This window comes from Dehalococcoidia bacterium (genome assembly GCA_021295915.1).
GTDB lineage: Bacteria > Chloroflexota > Dehalococcoidia > Lucifugimonadales > UBA1123 > VXRN01.
Window position 1 is genome coordinate 4,134 of the sequence record JAGWBK010000012.1, and the last position, 14,470, is coordinate 18,603.

Here is a 14,470-nt window from a genome sequence, read left to right on the forward strand (position 1 = left end):
GAGTTAGGGATGCCAGGATTCTCCCTGTAACCCAAGTCAGCGCCAATCAGTTGGGTATGTTCGACACCATCGTGATGTCGGGAAACAACTTCGGGCTAGTCAGCAATCGCAAGAGAGCGCGGTGGCTACTGCGACGCTTCTACAGGATGACAACAGAGCGAGGACGTATCCTGGCCGAGAGCACCGACCCATGTGCAACCGATGACCCAATCCAGCTTGCCTACATGGCGAGTAATCGTGCGCGAGGCAGGATGAGTGGACAGTTCCGACATCGTGAGCGCTACCGGAATCTGAAAGGACCCTGGTTCGACTGGTTGTTCGTGTCGAGAAATGAGATGCGGGACATTGTGGCAGGAACGGGCTGGGTAGTTCGAGAGTTTATCGACGAACCTAAAGGCGCCCAGTACGTCGGAGTTATCGAGAAGGAGCTACCCTGGCGGCTTGTCGAGGGGTGATAGGCCGGCTCCCCGCACGGGTGACCCTAGCTGAACTTTATCATCCCATCGAAGGGCGCCCGCTGACTATATGCCGAGGCTCTATGGAACCAAGAATCGGTCGAACTCAAATCAGGTTGGCACTCTTGAGTTTCTGGTACGAGTAATCTATATGTTCTATAGAAAACTTTGTCTTCAGTCTCTTGACGGTCTGCACCGTTTTCTCTTTGGAGGAGTTGAATGGTGGCATATAACTCAATCTGAGGAGTCTCGAGCGCACCAAGAATGTCTATTGCGTTATTAATGACTTCAGTGAGATCACGGACTTCGGGATCCTTGGACATATCATACCCCTGCCAAGGCGTATTTTCCCTCTCCTTGACCGGTGTCACGTGATATCCGAAACCATTGGGGTCGGGATCAATGTCAATATATCCTATGGACTCAGTAAGTGAGAGATTCCCATCAAGCTCATCTGAATATGGACCGTAGTAGTGCATCCGATATCGATACTTGAGAGGAACACCAATCGATTCCTGCAGGAAATATACAATCTTCTGTATTTGGGTCTTGCCGAGATCACCGTTGCGACTAACTATGTGTCGAATGACCGCGACTCTTCTGGCAAGAATATCTTCGCTGCTCATTGCATTCTCCTGCTCAGGCCATCACTCGGCGACAAAAGTCTTCGATTTCTCTTTGTAGTGCGTCGTTATCTCGAACGTCTGCATACACTCTGAACTGCCTGATCTCTTCCAGTCCACCCAACGCTCTCGAAAGCGTGTCGAGAGATTCCCAGCGTCCATCTCTTCTTCGTATGGGCCAACCATCGTCACCCATCCTGAATCGTTCCGGATGATCGGTAGCCCTGTCTGTCCAAATGGCGACTCCGTCATACTGTTGTTCCAGTCGACGAGGCAAGAGAGTCATCGCTCGATTCATCACTAGTCGATCGGCATGGTCGCCCGTCTCATAAACTGGCTTCGGGTGTCGACGAGTGGCAAGTCTCCATGCCAGATCTCTCTTCCTTTCATCCTGCTCGTCCAAGTAACGTGGTAGTTCTGCCAAGATTCTCCAATCGGTCCATCCAAGATATTCCTTCAAATCCTCAGGACAATTACCAGTTGCCGAAGTCTCTTTCAGAAGCTCTGAAATGAAGTCAGTCAGAATCAAGTCATACGCTCGGCGCACTGGATGAAAGTACACTTGTGTGAACATGAAGTACCGGGCGAGTATAAATCCCTCTATAGCGTGGATGCCGCCAATCCCGATGCCCAGCTTCAGCACATCGTCAGGACTCTCGTCATAGAGTGTGATCGTGTCTGCGATCCTGTCCAAGTCATACAGGCCGTACTGAACACCACAGTACATAGAATCGCGCAGTAGGTAGTCCATTTTGTCGACGTCCCACACGCTTGAAATTAAATCTCTGACAAAGCCAACCTCATATGTTCCTCCCTCCTCGCTGAGAATCTCTACAACTCGTTCTCCAGTCACTCCCCAAACATTGCACTTAGAGTCGATGATGTCTCCGATTCCCAAGTCAGGTGACAGCAGTATCTCCTCACTGTAGTGTTCGTGTTGTCTGCCCTCCGGAAATAGCGTGGCCTCACCGGTATGCGAGAATGGGGCATGCCCAATATCATGCAGTAGACCAGCTAGCCGAGCCTCCAGAACAACCTGATCGACCTTCGACTCAAATTTGTCCTCTGACCATCCTTGCCGATCTTTAAGCAGATCTCTGTGATCGGGCCGCCTGAGAATCTTCTCCACAAACCTACCTGCCAGATGCATCACGCCCAGCGAGTGGCCAAATCGAGACTGTTCTGCGCCATAGTACACGTATGAAGTGAGCCCAAGTTGATGGATGGCACGCAGACGCTGGAAGGCGGGGGTGTCAATGATCTCCTTCTCCCATTGGAAAACACCTATGTAGCCGTGTATCGGGTCTCTGAATGTGCTACTGGGTTCCGGCAGGGCCATACGACATCTTTGAGAAACTAATGTTCTATTAGCGAGTATACCACCAAGGCTGGAGCATTTCTACACTCTCGTCTTGGGAATGTAAAGGATCCCGGGACGCAGATAAGCGTTCGATAGTGCACACATTGTGCGATAATCGTGACATGGATCACGGGTTCGAATGGAGTGATGAGAAGAACCGGCAGCTCATAGAGTAGAGAGGTGTCTCTTTCGAGTGAGTTATGGCATCCAAGGAAATCAAGTTATGGATGATAGCCTAAACGCGGAAGAGAGACAGATTCTGGAGCATTTTGAGCGGGGTACGCTGCGCTCTGTACCGGATGTCGAGCGTGAGATCGAAGTTGCTCGTCAGGTGGCGCGGAATACTTTCAACAAGACACGGCGAGTGAATCTGCGAATGACCGAGCGCGACTTCAACCTGGCGCACGCAAAGGCCAGAGAGGAAGGAATCCCCTACCAGACACTACTGTCCAGCGTGATCCATAAGTACTTGTCAGGGCGACTTGTCGAGGGCAGGTAGGTTGGGGCTCCAAACGGAGTGTAACCAAGTGCACTGTCCACTAGCTATGATGGTCGGTGAACCGCCCTTCGACAAGCTCAGGACGAACGATTTTGGACCGTCAAGACCTGAGTTGTCGGTTCGCTACCGGACTTCGACTTCGGTGATGTAGGGGGCGAGGATGCTGGTGGAGGACTTGACCATCATCTCGATCAGGTCGTGCGTGGGGACGCACTCAGGGCACTCTTCATTGACGCCTGGAGTGTAATCGATGGTCAGCTTGCCGCCGCGAGCCTCGACGAATTGGATGGAACCGCCCTCTGAGGCGGCGATCACCTGGATGTTGTCGAGTACGCTCTGAAGTCCTGGATCTACTTGTGTGGTCATTGAGTGAGTCTCCTGATGTTGTGCGCATATATCCTAGCACTTTTCACCGACGTGAATGGCGACCGTGCCGAGGGCGAGCTTCACGCATTGGGTGACGCGCAGCCCTGTATCAGTCATGGCATCGGTCAGCTCAGTGGCTGACATGAACCCCTGGGCCGACTGCGGCAGATACGTGTAGGCCTCTCGGTCTCCGGCGAGCAGCCCTCCGAGCAAGGGTGTAGCGTACCTGAAGTGCAGGCGCGCCATTGCGCTTATGGGGTCCCGGCCGTCCTGCCGAACGATCTCGAGCGAGACAACCCTTCCGCCGGGCACGACCACGCGGGCCATCTCCCTCAGCGCCTTGGGCACATCGATGAAGTTTCGAATGCCGAACCCGACGGTCGCGCACATGAAGCTGTTGTCCGCGAAGGGAAGGTCGTGAGCGTCGCCCTCGGTGAACGAGACTGACGAGCCGAGTCCCTGGCGTAAGCCCTTCTGCACGCCGATTGTCATCATGTCGCGGGTGAAGTCGAGTCCGACCACTGACGTGACCTCGGAGCGGCGGGCGAGATCGAAGGCGAAGTCGCCGGTGCCGGTCGCGACGTCCAGGGCCATACCGGACAGTCCCTCCACAGCCATCGCTGTCGCCTTACGTCGCCAGGCATGGTGGCGTCCGCCTGACATGATGGAGTTGAGCAGGTCGTATCGCCGCGAGATACGAGCGAACATTCCTGTGACGTATCGGGCGCGTTCGGGCCCGCGTAGCTGTGCCAATGTCCGCCTCTACCGCAGGTCTCTTATGATTGCCGGCAACTCAGGCAACAGGTCGCTCGCGACCATTCCGGTGTTCCCCAGACGGGCACGGACAGACTCACCCGCCAGGCCGTGCAGGTACACGCCGAGGGACGCGGCGGCCTCGGATTCCAGTCCCTGAGACATCAGCCCGGCTATCGCGCCGGCGAGAACGTCGCCTGTCCCCGCGGTTGCGAGTCCGGGGTTGGAGAACGGTGCGACCTCAGCAGCGCCGTCACTGTGGGCGACGACGGTGTACGCACCCTTCAGGACGACCGTCTTGTTCCATTGTCGTGCACCTGCAACCGCCAGCTCCAGACGGTCAGCATCTCCGTGGAGGTCGGAGCCTGACACAAGGCGCGCCATCTCTCCGGGATGTGGCGTGAGGATGCCATCTGAGGGCCAGCGGTGGTACCAGTCTGGGATCCGTGCAAGCGTATTCAGGCCATCGGCATCGACTATCGTTGCGGGAAGGTCTGCTCCAGAAAGCAGCAGCTTCTCGACCATCGCGCGAGTCTCGTCCGCCTGACCGAGGCCACAGCCGACCAGGAGCGAGCTGTAGCCGTTAACGGCCTCCAGGACCTCTTCGGCGGCATCGGGAGACACCACGCCCTCGCGGGACTCCGGCAGTGGGAGAAACGTCGGCTCGATTGCCGCGGGGGCAACTGACGAGACCAGGCTGGCTGGAATCGCAATCGTGACGAGGCCCGCGCCGACCCGGGCGGAAGACGCCGCGGCAAGGTAGGCGGCTCCCAGGAAGTGGCGCGATCCGGCGACGATCATCGTCCGGCCGAAGGTGCCCTTGTGGGAGTCTCCCGGACGTTCGGGGAGCGCGTTTCGTGCCCACTCGGAGGTCAGGAGACTGACCAGTACGTCGTCGTCCAGACCGGGTGGAATTCCGATGTCGGCCACTTCCAGACTTCCGACAGAGTCTGCGCCGGGAAAGCTCAGGTGCCCGCGCTTCGGGTAGCCCAGTGCAACCGTAACGTCGGGGGCGACACATGCAGGGTCGATCTCTGCGGTGTCGCAGTTCAGGCCGGTGGGGAGATCTAGTGCAAGCAGAGCGGGGGCGGTTCGCGAACCGTCCCTACGGGCGACAGACAAGACACTCAGGATGTCCTTGAATGGCCCCTCGATGGGTCTTGCCCTGCCGGTACCCAGCATCGCATCGATTACCAGGTGGGCGGAGCCGAGCACGCACTTCAGCCGAGCAAGTTCAGAGTCGTCAGAGACGGCGATTACTTCTACGCCATCGCGAAGAGCATCATCCAGCTTTGGGTCCGGGGTGCCTCGGTCTCGGCAGATGTATGCGGTGACACTCGCGCCCCAGCGCCTGATATGGCGCCCAGCGACGAGTCCGTCGGCACCGTTGTTGCCGGAGCCGACCAGAACGACGACAGGCACGCCCGCAAGCGGACCGACCATGCGCTGCGCGGTACGGGCAACAGCGAGTCCCGCGTTCTCCATGAGGGTGTCCGTCGAGACGCCAGCCTCCTCGGATCCCTCCTCGATGGCCCGCATCTCGGCGGCGGTGACTATCTTCAAACGGTCACACCCGACCGATAAGCGACTTCAGAAGCTCCCGCGTTCGGGCGACCGAGGCGTCCTCATCGTCGCCAACCGGGAAGATCGATGCGAGGAATTCAGTCGCGCCAGCCGACGAAAGGGCCTTCAGACGGTCCTCAACCTCCGCTTCGTTGCCGATGATAGCTACCTCAGCCGGGCTTTCAGCGCCCTCGATGTCCAGCATCCGGCGATAGCTTGGGAGGGTACCGTAGCGCTGGAAGTGACCAGCGGCAGCCTCGAAACCGGCCTGAGTGTTGTCGGTAACGGCTATGGGGAGTCCGACGCATACGCGAGGGGCAGGCCGTCCTGCGTCCTCCGCGGCAGAGCTGATCCTGGGCACGATGTGAGTTTCGAGAGTACGCGGTCCGGCCATCCACGTTATGGTGCCGTCGGCCCGCGAGCCAGCCATGCGCAGCATACGAGGGGCGAGCGCGGCCACGCACACAGAAGGCGGAGTGTCGGTCATCCGGGCTATCTCGCCGGACGCGCTGTAGTGCTCGCCGTGGAAGTCGACGCTGCCTGTGGTCAGGAGCGACTGGAGTATGGTCAGGTACTCGTCCATGTGCCCGGCAGGCGCGTGGAAGGACATGCCCCAGCGGTCCTCCACGACCGGCCTGTGCGAGAGTCCAATTCCCAAGAGGAGCCGCCCGCCGGTGGCTGCCTGAGTCGTGAGCGCCTGCTGTGCGAGCGCCATGGGGTGACGGGGGTAGGTCGGCACAACGGCGGTGCCCATCTCTATGGACTTCGTTACGCCGCCGGAGAGAGCGAGCAGCGTCAGCGCATCGATTCCGGCAACCTGTGCTGTCCAGAAGCTCTCGAATCCATCGGCCTCGGCCTCAGCAGACTGCTGCACCTGCCCCTGGAGGGTGGTGGCAGCGCCAATCGTTCCAATGAAGAGTCCTATTCTCATGATCAGCCCTTTGACTCCTGTTCTGCTACCCACTGCCTGGCAGCGGCACGGGCAGCGTTCCGGTTTGGCGCGTTCATTCCCCGGCTTCTGAGGTCGACTGCTGATTCCACGTTGGCCGCTGCCGTTGAGCTTGCGCCCTCGAGTCTTGCCCTGAAGCCGTCGATGTCCTTGGCAAACGCGGCGCGCCAGCCTTCGGTGCGATCGAATGCAGGGTAGGTCTCCAGAAGACCGACCTCGTTGAAGCGGTCCATGAACTGGACGTCTGCGAGCGCCCTGCTTTCCCAGATGAACACCCGCTTGTCGTTACCGAGGTTGTAAGCTCCGATCAGCGTGATGCTGGGAGGCGGGCTGCCCTGCCATATCGTGGCCCACAGCTCTGGGTCCCGTGTCCTGTCCGATGTGAGTATGGATACGTAAATCACTGCTCTTCTTCCTGACGGTTAAACTATCTTCGGTACAGAATGTTGCCTTTTTCGCTGTCTCCAACCACGGACGCGACCGCGAATTCCCTGGAGTGGCTGAGTGAGAGTGCAATGTCGGTCAGTCCAAGCCTGTCGGCCCTGGCCCGCGCGGTGCCGTGAAGTTCGATTCTCGGGGCCTGTCCACGGCCGCGTACTACTTCGATGTCCCGCCAACTGATGCCGCGCACGCCGGTTCCGAGCGCCTTCATGGTGGCCTCTTTGGCTGCGAACCGGCTTGCGAGCTGTGGCGCGCGGCCCCGGCAGTACGCGATCTCGCGATCCGTGTAGATGCGGTGCAGGAATCGTTCTCCGTACTGCTCGAATACACGCTTGATCCTGGGGATCTCGATTATGTCTACGCCGGCAATTAGCAATGTGTGGCCTCGAAGGCTGTCTGGCGGGTGCCATAACAAGTGTGTAGGCGGAGAATTCACCCTCACCCCAACCCTCTCCCTGAGGGAGAGGGGACAATTTTCGCTTCCGAAATGACTCAGCTTCTGTTTAGCCCGGTCATTATACCCAGCATTGGGATGCGCCGTTATAATTGAATCACCTGAACCTGGATGAGGGGAGAGTAGCCCGATGAGCGCGAGTGTGATCAGTGGGACACGTCTGGCCGAAGAGATACGCGCCGAGGTCGCCGAAGGTGTCGAGGAGATGCGCACCAAGCACGACGTCGTTCCGGGGCTCGCGGTGGTGCTTGTAGGGGACGATCCCGCATCAGCGGTCTACGTGCGGAACAAGGGACTGGCCGCAGAGGCGGCGGGCATGTTCTCCGAATCGGTAATGCTTCCGGCGACAGCGTCGATGGATGAGGTGCTAGGTGAGGTTCACCGCATAAACGAAGACAGCCGGATTCACGGACTGCTCGTGCAGCTCCCTCTGCCTGACCATCTGGATGAGAACACCGTTATGGAGTCCATCTTGCCGGAGAAGGACGTGGACGGGCTTCATCCATTCAACATGGGGCTTCTGGCTGCGGGGAGGCCGCGGTTCGTGCCGGCGACTCCCGCCGGAATACAGCAGATGATCGTGCGCACGGGGATTGGCACCGAGGGCAAGCACGTCGTGGTGCTGGGCAGGTCGAACATCGTCGGAAAGCCTATCGCCAACCTGCTGATGCAAAGAGCAAGCGACGCGAATTCAACCGTGACCGTATGCCACACGCGCACTCGCGACCTCGAAACCCTCACGCGCCAGGCCGACATCATCATCGCGGCCATCGGCAGGGCCAGGTACCTGACAGCGGACATGGTCAGCGACGGTGTGGTAGTGATCGACGTCGGAATCAACCGGATAGACGCCCCGGAGAGAAGGCGCGGTTACCGGCTCGTCGGTGACGTGGACTACGACGCGGTGAAAGAGAAGGCGTCGGCAATCACGCCGGTGCCCGGTGGCGTGGGCCCCATGACCATCGCGATGCTGCTGAACAATACGCTGAAGTCGGCGCGGCTCTTCATACACCCTGAGCTGCGCGAGCAGAATTGAGAATAGTGAATTCTGAATTGGGAACAGGCGTAACTAACGGCAAGGGACCGTCCAGCACCATTCATAATTCACAATTCGACATTTCACATTCGGCGGCGCGCCCGTTTACCGTTCGTCCCATGGAGGAGCGGGACCTCGGTCAGGCTGCCGAGGTGGAGAAGGACGCGTTCCCGACGTTGTTCCCGCCCACTTCGTTCAGGCGTGAGCTGCGAAACAGGCTCGCCCGGTACCTAGTGCTGTCTCGCAGGGGAGAGAGTTCGGGTGACGAGGTCGATCTGCCTCCGCTTCCAGACGTGACCAACGAGTCGAGTAACGGTCCGCTGCTCAACCGACTCGTGAGCGGCGCGAGGGAGATGTGGAGGGGTCGCAACCCGTCGTGGCAGCCGGGCGAGGACCTCATCGCCGGATTCGTGGGCCTGTGGTACATGGTCGACGAGGCGCACATCGTGTCGATAGGGGTCAGGAGGGAGTATCGCAGCTATGGGCTGGGTGAGCTGCTGCTGATCTCTGCTATCGAGCAGGCCCTCGAAATGGAGTCGCGAGTGGTGACACTCGAGGTGCGAGTCTCCAACTACGTCGCGCAGAACTTATATAAGAAGTACAAGTTCACGGAGCGCGGCACTCGCAAGGGATACTACTCAGACAATCGCGAAGACGCGCTGATCATGACCACCGAGCCGATCAGGACTGTCTCATACCAGAAAGAGCTAGAAGACCTGGTAGCATCCCACGAAGAACGCTGGGGACCGTCGCCGCGTCAGATCACCTAAAACCCTGCGGCCCGGAACCGCGTCGGGGCTTGCCAGCATCTAAAGGCATACAGTGCACGCATGAGGAGTGAGTGAAGAGGAGTAAGGAGTGAGAGCCTCCCCTCCTCTCCCACGGCAGTTTTTCCCTACGAAACAGGGGGTTCACAGTATGCCCAAACTATGGATAACTACACTGGCGGCAGTCAGTCTCATCGCGCTGGCGGTTGCCTGTTCTAGTGGTGAGAGTGAGACTCCGCAGCAGCCGGAGCCTCAGGAAGCACCGACTTCGCCGCCCGTAACTAGCGCTGCTCAACCCACAACGGCGCCTCCTACGGCTGCCTCAGCGGCATCAGTTCCCGCTACGGTGGCACCGACATCTACGGCAGCGCCAACGGCCGCGGCTGCGAGTCCGTCATCGTCTGATGCGTCTGCCCCGGCCACCGTCGCGTCTGAGGACGAGGAGCGCGAACTCAAGATCGTAACGCTCCTGCCCTTCGACGCGATTCCGGCGATACTCGATCCGGAGTTCGTCAGCGCCGAAGAAGCGTCTGAGGACCTCGAAGACCACAATCTAGTTCTCGGACTCTCGATCAATGACGACCACCGAGCGTACTCGATTCCGGCCCTCAGCTCACACGAGATAGTCAACGACGTAGTTGGCGGTAAACCTGTTGCGGTGACGTGGTGACCGCTCTGCTTCTCGGCTATCGTGTATAGCCGCACCATCGGAGACGAAGAGTACACTTTCGGCGTATCCGGCAAGCTGATCATGAACGCGCTGGTGATGTACGACCACCAGACCCGCACTCTCTGGAGCCAGTTCCTCAGAAAGGGCGTGGAGGGCGAACTCAAGGACGTGGAGTTGGACGTGGTACCCGTGACCCAGACGACGTGGGGGACATGGAAGGAGCTTCATCCTGATACGAAGGTCATGTCTACAGGTGGCCTGGGCAGCTATGACAACTACAACGGCTACTACATGAGCAACAGGAAGGGCGTGATCGGACAGGCATTCGAGGACGACAGGCTTACCGACAAGCAGCTGGTCGTGGGCGTGGACTTCAACGGCGTCACTAAGGCCTATCCGACGGCGACCCTGCTGAATACTCCAGTTGTCAACGATGACGTAGGCGGACAGCCCGCGCTGGTGTACATGGACGGTCCGACCGGAACGGCGCTGGTCTTCGACCGCACCGTAGACGGCCGTACACTGACCTTCTCGATCGACGGAGAGAAGAACGGAATCCAGACGAAGCTGGTGGACGAGGAGACCGGCACGGTCTGGTCGGCGTTCAGCGGTCTGGCCGTAGAGGGCGAGTTGTCCGGAGCGAGGCTTGAGCGTCTTCCATCGCACCTGTCATTCTGGTTTGCGTGGACGGACTGGTACCGCGACACGGAGCTGTTCACGGGTTGACACCCTGCATAGCTCCGTCATTCCGGCGAAGGCCGGAATCCAGAGGGGGGTGGGTGGCGCCAGGTAGCATGCGATCAAACCCATTTTCACCCTCACCCCAACCCTCTCCCTCGAGGGAGAGGGGGTTAGTAAGTGTCTCACAGGTTGACACCATTTCTCCGGGGCTCTTAGACTCCGAGCGCAGACTGACGCAACACCCTGTAGGGGCAGGTCTGAGACCTGCCCCTACCCGTTATACGCATTTACCATCTGGAGTTCAATCATGTCCGAAGACGCATCCGGCAGACCTAACATCATCGTCATCCTGGTGGATGACATGGGCTACTCGGACATTGGATGCTTCGGGTCCGAGATTCGAACGCCCAACCTGGACTCGCTTGCGTCGGGCGGGCTGCGGTTCTCGCAGATGTACAACTCGGCGCGCTGCTGCCCGTCCAGGGCTGCGCTGCTGACAGGGCTCAATCCGCACCAGGCAGGCGTCGGTCACATGGTGGCGAACCTCGGGGTGCCTGAGTACCAGGGATACCTGAAGGATAACGCTGTCACTATTGCCGAGGCACTCAAGGCCGACGGCTACTCCACGTTCATGGCCGGTAAGTGGCACGTGGGCGGCGACTACAACCTGGCGAATCCAGACTCGTGGACGCCATCTGCTCCCGGATTCCCAACTCCGACTCAGCGCGGCTTCGACCGCTACTACGGTATTCTCACCGGCGCGGGGAACTTCTACTTCCCGAAGACGCTCATGGACCAGGACACGCTCGTGCCGCTGACCGAGCTCGACGACTTCTACCTCACCGACGCAATCAGCCACAACGCGGTTGGCATGATTGGCGAGGCTGTCGAGAAGGAAAGCCCGTTCTTCATGTACGTCGCATACACCGCGCCGCACTGGCCGCTGCACGCGCTCGAAGAGGACGTAGCACGCTACGAGGGTCAGTACCGAGGCGGCTGGGAAGAGCTGCGCACCAGCCGACATGAGAACCTGAAGGCCGAGGGTGTGTTGGACGAGAAATGGGAGATCAGTCCGCGAGATGCCGACAGTCCTCCCTGGGATGAAGTTGACGACACGGACTGGCAGGACATCCGCATGGCGGTGTACGCCGCGCAGGTCGACCGCGTCGACCAGGGGGTGGGTAGGATACTTGCAGCCCTGCGGTCGGCGGGAGTCGACGACAATACGCTCATCATGTTCCTGTCGGACAACGGCGGCTGTGCCGAGTTCCTTGCAGAGGACGGCAGCCTGCCTCAGCCTTCGAGGTACAGCGGGACCAACCCTGACGGCACGCCGGTCGTCGTCGGCAACGTCCCTGGACTCCGGCCCGGTGGGGCAGAGACCTTCATGAGCTACGACCTGCCGTGGGCGAACGCCTCCAATACCCCGTTCCGCCGGTTCAAGCGTTGGACGCACGAGGGTGGGATATCCACACCATTCATACTGAGCTGGCCGGACAGGATAAGCGAACCCGGCATCGTGCACTCGCCCATTCACCTCATCGACATAATGCCGACGTGCCTGGAGGCTGCCGGGGCGAGCCATCCGACCGAGCGCGCCGGACAGGCGACCATTCCGCTGGAAGGCGAGAGCATGCTGCCCGCCATAGAGCGCAGGAACTGGGAGCGCGAGCGTCCGATAGTGTGGGAGCATGAGGGGAGCAGGGCGGTGAGGCAGGGACAGTGGAAGCTGGTGTCTGCCATCGGCGGCGGCTGGGAACTGTACGACATGGAACGCGACCGCACTGAGCTTAACGACCTGTACACTGGGAACAGGCCGAAGGCGCAGGAGCTCGAGAGGATTTACGAAGAGTGGGCAGAGCGATGCGGAGTGCTCCCGTGGCCGGTCATAAATCCAGGCTGGAACCCCGTGATGAGGTCCGGCAGCGCCCATATGTCCGGCTGAAGTCCTACAAAAGAGGCATCCAATGATAGTTGCCAGAGTGGTCAACAAGATCGCGGTCGTCGAGATTCACGGCGGAATCGGCGGCAAGGTGAAGTCGCCGGACATGGAGAAGCTGGTCAACCGCATCCTCGAGGACAAGCGGATGCGCGCAGTGGTGCTCGATATCGACTCCCCCGGTGGAGATGCGGCGGCATCAGACTACATCTACCGAGCGCTCAAGAGAATCGCACGCCGGAGGCCGCTGGTCGCAAGCATACGCGGAATTGGCGCGTCGGGCGGCTACATGATCGCCTGCGCGGCGCACCAGATCGTGGCTGCGCCAGGATCGCTCGTCGGGTCGATCGGCGTGATCTCGGTAAGGCCCGCGCTTCAGGAGCTGCTGGAACGCGCCGGGATCGGCGTTAACGTCAACAAGAGCGGCGAGTTCAAGGACATGGGCGCGCCGTGGCGGGAGACGACCCCTGAGGAAGAGGCGAAGCTGCAGGAGCTCATAGACGACATGTACAGCTCGTTCGTGAGCATCGTCTCAGAGAGCCGCAACATCGAAGAGGAGCGCGTGCGGGAGATCGCGACCGGCGAGGTGTACCTTGCAACGCGGGCCGCAGAGCTTGGGCTCGTAGACGAGGTCGGCGACCTCGACCGTGCGCTCGACATGGCCTCCAAGGCGGCCGGGACTTCCAAGAGAACGGTGTACATGAGGCCGCAGCGCAACTTCATGGAAAGACTGATGGGCCCCCTGACCGACAGCCTGGTCGGCTCCATTGCCGCAGACGTGGAAAGACGACTGTGGCAGGGCCGCCACGGCATGTAGCCGTCCATGCACTACCGCACTCTCGGCAGGACAGGCCTAAGGGTCTCTCTCCTCAGCCAGGGCACTGGCGGTCCAAGCCAGTTCGGACAGCACCGGGGGGCGACCCAGGCGGAGCAGGACAGGCTCATCCACAAGTGCCTCGATCTCGGAATCAACCTGTTCGACACCCACGAGGGATACGGAGACAGTGAGGAGATCCTGGGACGTTCCCTGAGTGGCATTCCCAGAGACCGCTACGTGCTCGTCACCAAGTGGACGTACCCCAGGGACGGAGACCCGACAGCAGACCCGGAGGACCTTGCACGCTCTGTCGAGAACAGCCTGCGCAGGCTCAACACCGACCATATCGACGTGATGATGCTGCACGGTCTCCGGCCGTGGAGAAGTACGGCCCGGTGTTCGAGCGTCTGCGTGAGCAGGGCAAGATCGGCCACCGGGGATTCAGCCTGAGATACATCGTCGACCCAGACCAGCAGGGCGCGCTGGCGGGGCTGACACGTGCGCCTGAATTCTGGGATGTAGTCATGCTGAAGTTCGGCATCCTGAACCAGTGGATGGCGCGGGAGGTGCTGCCGCTGGCGCTCGCGCACAACGTCGGGATCCTGAACATGGCGGCTGTCAGGATCAGGCTGCCGAAACCCGACCTGCTCGAGGAGACAATCGCCGAGTGGAAATCACGAGGGCTGCTGTCACGCGACTCTATTCCAGACAGGGACCCGCTTGGATGGCTCGTACGAGACGACGTGGACTCGGTAATCAGCGCAGCGTACAAGTTCGCGGCAGACCACCCGGCGATAACGAGTGTCATCACGGGCACATCGAACCTGCGGCACATGGAATCCAATGTAAGGGCGATGGAGCGTCCGTACCTCCGGGAGGCTGACCGTGTCCGATTGGAGCGCATCTTCGGGCACATCAAGGAGTACGCGTAAGCAGTTGCCAGAGTTTCTTACAAAATTGAGAAATTTCTGACCTAAACTAGTGAAGTCTGAATCATGAAGGTGCTAAAATAGGAATCGGCGAGAGGCCGTAACGCGACTACAAGGATCGCGCTCTACGCCCCGCCTCGTTTGATCGAATCTGGTTGAACTTTTGCG

General features: G+C 59.7%; 18 protein-coding genes. 10 read left to right on the forward strand and 8 right to left on the reverse strand.

Features of this window, described 5'->3' with window-relative positions:
- Positions 1 to 455, forward strand: a 455-nt coding sequence (locus J4G14_05085; GenBank protein MCE2457170.1) for a hypothetical protein, incomplete at its 5' end; no start/stop codon positions are given.
- A 26-nt stretch (positions 456 to 481) separates the two neighbouring features.
- Here the strand turns inward: J4G14_05085 and J4G14_05090 are convergent.
- The gene (locus J4G14_05090; protein MCE2457171.1) at positions 482 to 1,081 is read right to left on the reverse strand and encodes a hypothetical protein; all 600 of its coding nucleotides are present in this window, start codon (positions 1,079 to 1,081) and stop codon (positions 482 to 484) included.
- A gap of 13 nt (positions 1,082 to 1,094) precedes the next feature.
- Positions 1,095 to 2,417, reverse strand: a complete 1,323-nt coding sequence (locus J4G14_05095; GenBank protein ID MCE2457172.1) for an HD domain-containing protein — start codon at positions 2,415 to 2,417, stop codon at positions 1,095 to 1,097.
- Positions 2,418 to 2,661: 244 nt separating this feature from the next.
- Between J4G14_05095 and J4G14_05100 the strand changes: the two genes are divergently transcribed.
- Entirely contained in the window at positions 2,662 to 2,937 is a 276-nt protein-coding gene (locus J4G14_05100; protein MCE2457173.1) for an antitoxin, read from the forward strand.
- A gap of 123 nt (positions 2,938 to 3,060) precedes the next feature.
- Here the strand turns inward: J4G14_05100 and J4G14_05105 are convergent, their stop codons facing one another.
- From J4G14_05105 to acpS, 6 genes are read right to left on the reverse strand one after another with little or no spacing between them, the layout of a single operon-like run.
- A complete protein-coding gene (locus tag J4G14_05105; protein ID MCE2457174.1) occupies positions 3,061 to 3,303 on the reverse strand; it encodes a hypothetical protein in 243 nt (80 codons plus the stop codon).
- Positions 3,304 to 3,336: 33 nt separating this feature from the next.
- Complete coding sequence (locus J4G14_05110; GenBank protein ID MCE2457175.1) at positions 3,337 to 4,056, reverse strand: ubiquinone/menaquinone biosynthesis methyltransferase; 720 nt, start codon at positions 4,054 to 4,056, stop codon at positions 3,337 to 3,339.
- A 9-nt stretch (positions 4,057 to 4,065) separates the two neighbouring features.
- The gene (locus tag J4G14_05115) at positions 4,066 to 5,619 is read right to left on the reverse strand and encodes an NAD(P)H-hydrate dehydratase (GenBank protein ID MCE2457176.1); all 1,554 of its coding nucleotides are present in this window, start codon (positions 5,617 to 5,619) and stop codon (positions 4,066 to 4,068) included.
- A gap of 4 nt (positions 5,620 to 5,623) precedes the next feature.
- Positions 5,624 to 6,550: a TIGR03564 family F420-dependent LLM class oxidoreductase gene (locus J4G14_05120; protein MCE2457177.1), complete on the reverse strand. Its 927-nt coding sequence runs from the start codon at positions 6,548 to 6,550 to the stop codon at positions 5,624 to 5,626.
- Between the two features lie 2 nt (positions 6,551 to 6,552).
- Complete coding sequence (locus J4G14_05125; protein MCE2457178.1) at positions 6,553 to 6,972, reverse strand: hypothetical protein; 420 nt, start codon at positions 6,970 to 6,972, stop codon at positions 6,553 to 6,555.
- Between the two features lie 23 nt (positions 6,973 to 6,995).
- Positions 6,996 to 7,385, reverse strand: a complete 390-nt coding sequence (gene acpS, locus J4G14_05130; protein MCE2457179.1) for a holo-ACP synthase — start codon at positions 7,383 to 7,385, stop codon at positions 6,996 to 6,998.
- Positions 7,386 to 7,593: 208 nt separating this feature from the next.
- Between acpS and J4G14_05135 the strand changes: the two genes are divergently transcribed.
- From J4G14_05135 to J4G14_05170, 8 genes are all read left to right on the forward strand, one after another.
- Complete coding sequence (locus tag J4G14_05135) at positions 7,594 to 8,499, forward strand: bifunctional 5,10-methylenetetrahydrofolate dehydrogenase/5,10-methenyltetrahydrofolate cyclohydrolase (GenBank protein MCE2457180.1); 906 nt, start codon at positions 7,594 to 7,596, stop codon at positions 8,497 to 8,499.
- A 5-nt stretch (positions 8,500 to 8,504) separates the two neighbouring features.
- Positions 8,505 to 9,269, forward strand: a complete 765-nt coding sequence (rimI, locus tag J4G14_05140; GenBank protein ID MCE2457181.1) for a ribosomal protein S18-alanine N-acetyltransferase — start codon at positions 8,505 to 8,507, stop codon at positions 9,267 to 9,269.
- Between the two features lie 148 nt (positions 9,270 to 9,417).
- On the forward strand, positions 9,418 to 9,936 hold the full coding sequence (locus J4G14_05145) for a DUF3179 domain-containing protein (GenBank protein MCE2457182.1): 519 nt from the start codon (positions 9,418 to 9,420) through the stop codon (positions 9,934 to 9,936).
- Between the two features lie 21 nt (positions 9,937 to 9,957).
- Positions 9,958 to 10,662 carry a DUF3179 domain-containing protein gene (locus J4G14_05150; GenBank protein ID MCE2457183.1) on the forward strand — a complete coding sequence of 235 codons (705 nt, stop codon included), beginning with the start codon at positions 9,958 to 9,960 and terminating at the stop codon, positions 10,660 to 10,662.
- A gap of 262 nt (positions 10,663 to 10,924) precedes the next feature.
- Positions 10,925 to 12,562 carry an arylsulfatase gene (locus tag J4G14_05155; GenBank protein ID MCE2457184.1) on the forward strand — a complete coding sequence of 546 codons (1,638 nt, stop codon included), beginning with the start codon at positions 10,925 to 10,927 and terminating at the stop codon, positions 12,560 to 12,562.
- A 22-nt stretch (positions 12,563 to 12,584) separates the two neighbouring features.
- Positions 12,585 to 13,373 (forward strand): signal peptide peptidase SppA, encoded by a 789-nt coding sequence (gene sppA / locus J4G14_05160; GenBank protein ID MCE2457185.1) that lies wholly within the window; start codon positions 12,585 to 12,587, stop codon positions 13,371 to 13,373.
- A 6-nt stretch (positions 13,374 to 13,379) separates the two neighbouring features.
- The gene (locus tag J4G14_05165) at positions 13,380 to 13,823 is read left to right on the forward strand and encodes an aldo/keto reductase (protein MCE2457186.1); all 444 of its coding nucleotides are present in this window, start codon (positions 13,380 to 13,382) and stop codon (positions 13,821 to 13,823) included.
- Positions 13,769 to 14,305 carry an aldo/keto reductase gene (locus J4G14_05170; protein ID MCE2457187.1) on the forward strand — a complete coding sequence of 179 codons (537 nt, stop codon included), beginning with the start codon at positions 13,769 to 13,771 and terminating at the stop codon, positions 14,303 to 14,305. Before J4G14_05165 ends, J4G14_05170 begins: the two co-directional genes overlap by 55 nt.
- Positions 14,306 to 14,470: the final 165 nt, after the last annotated feature.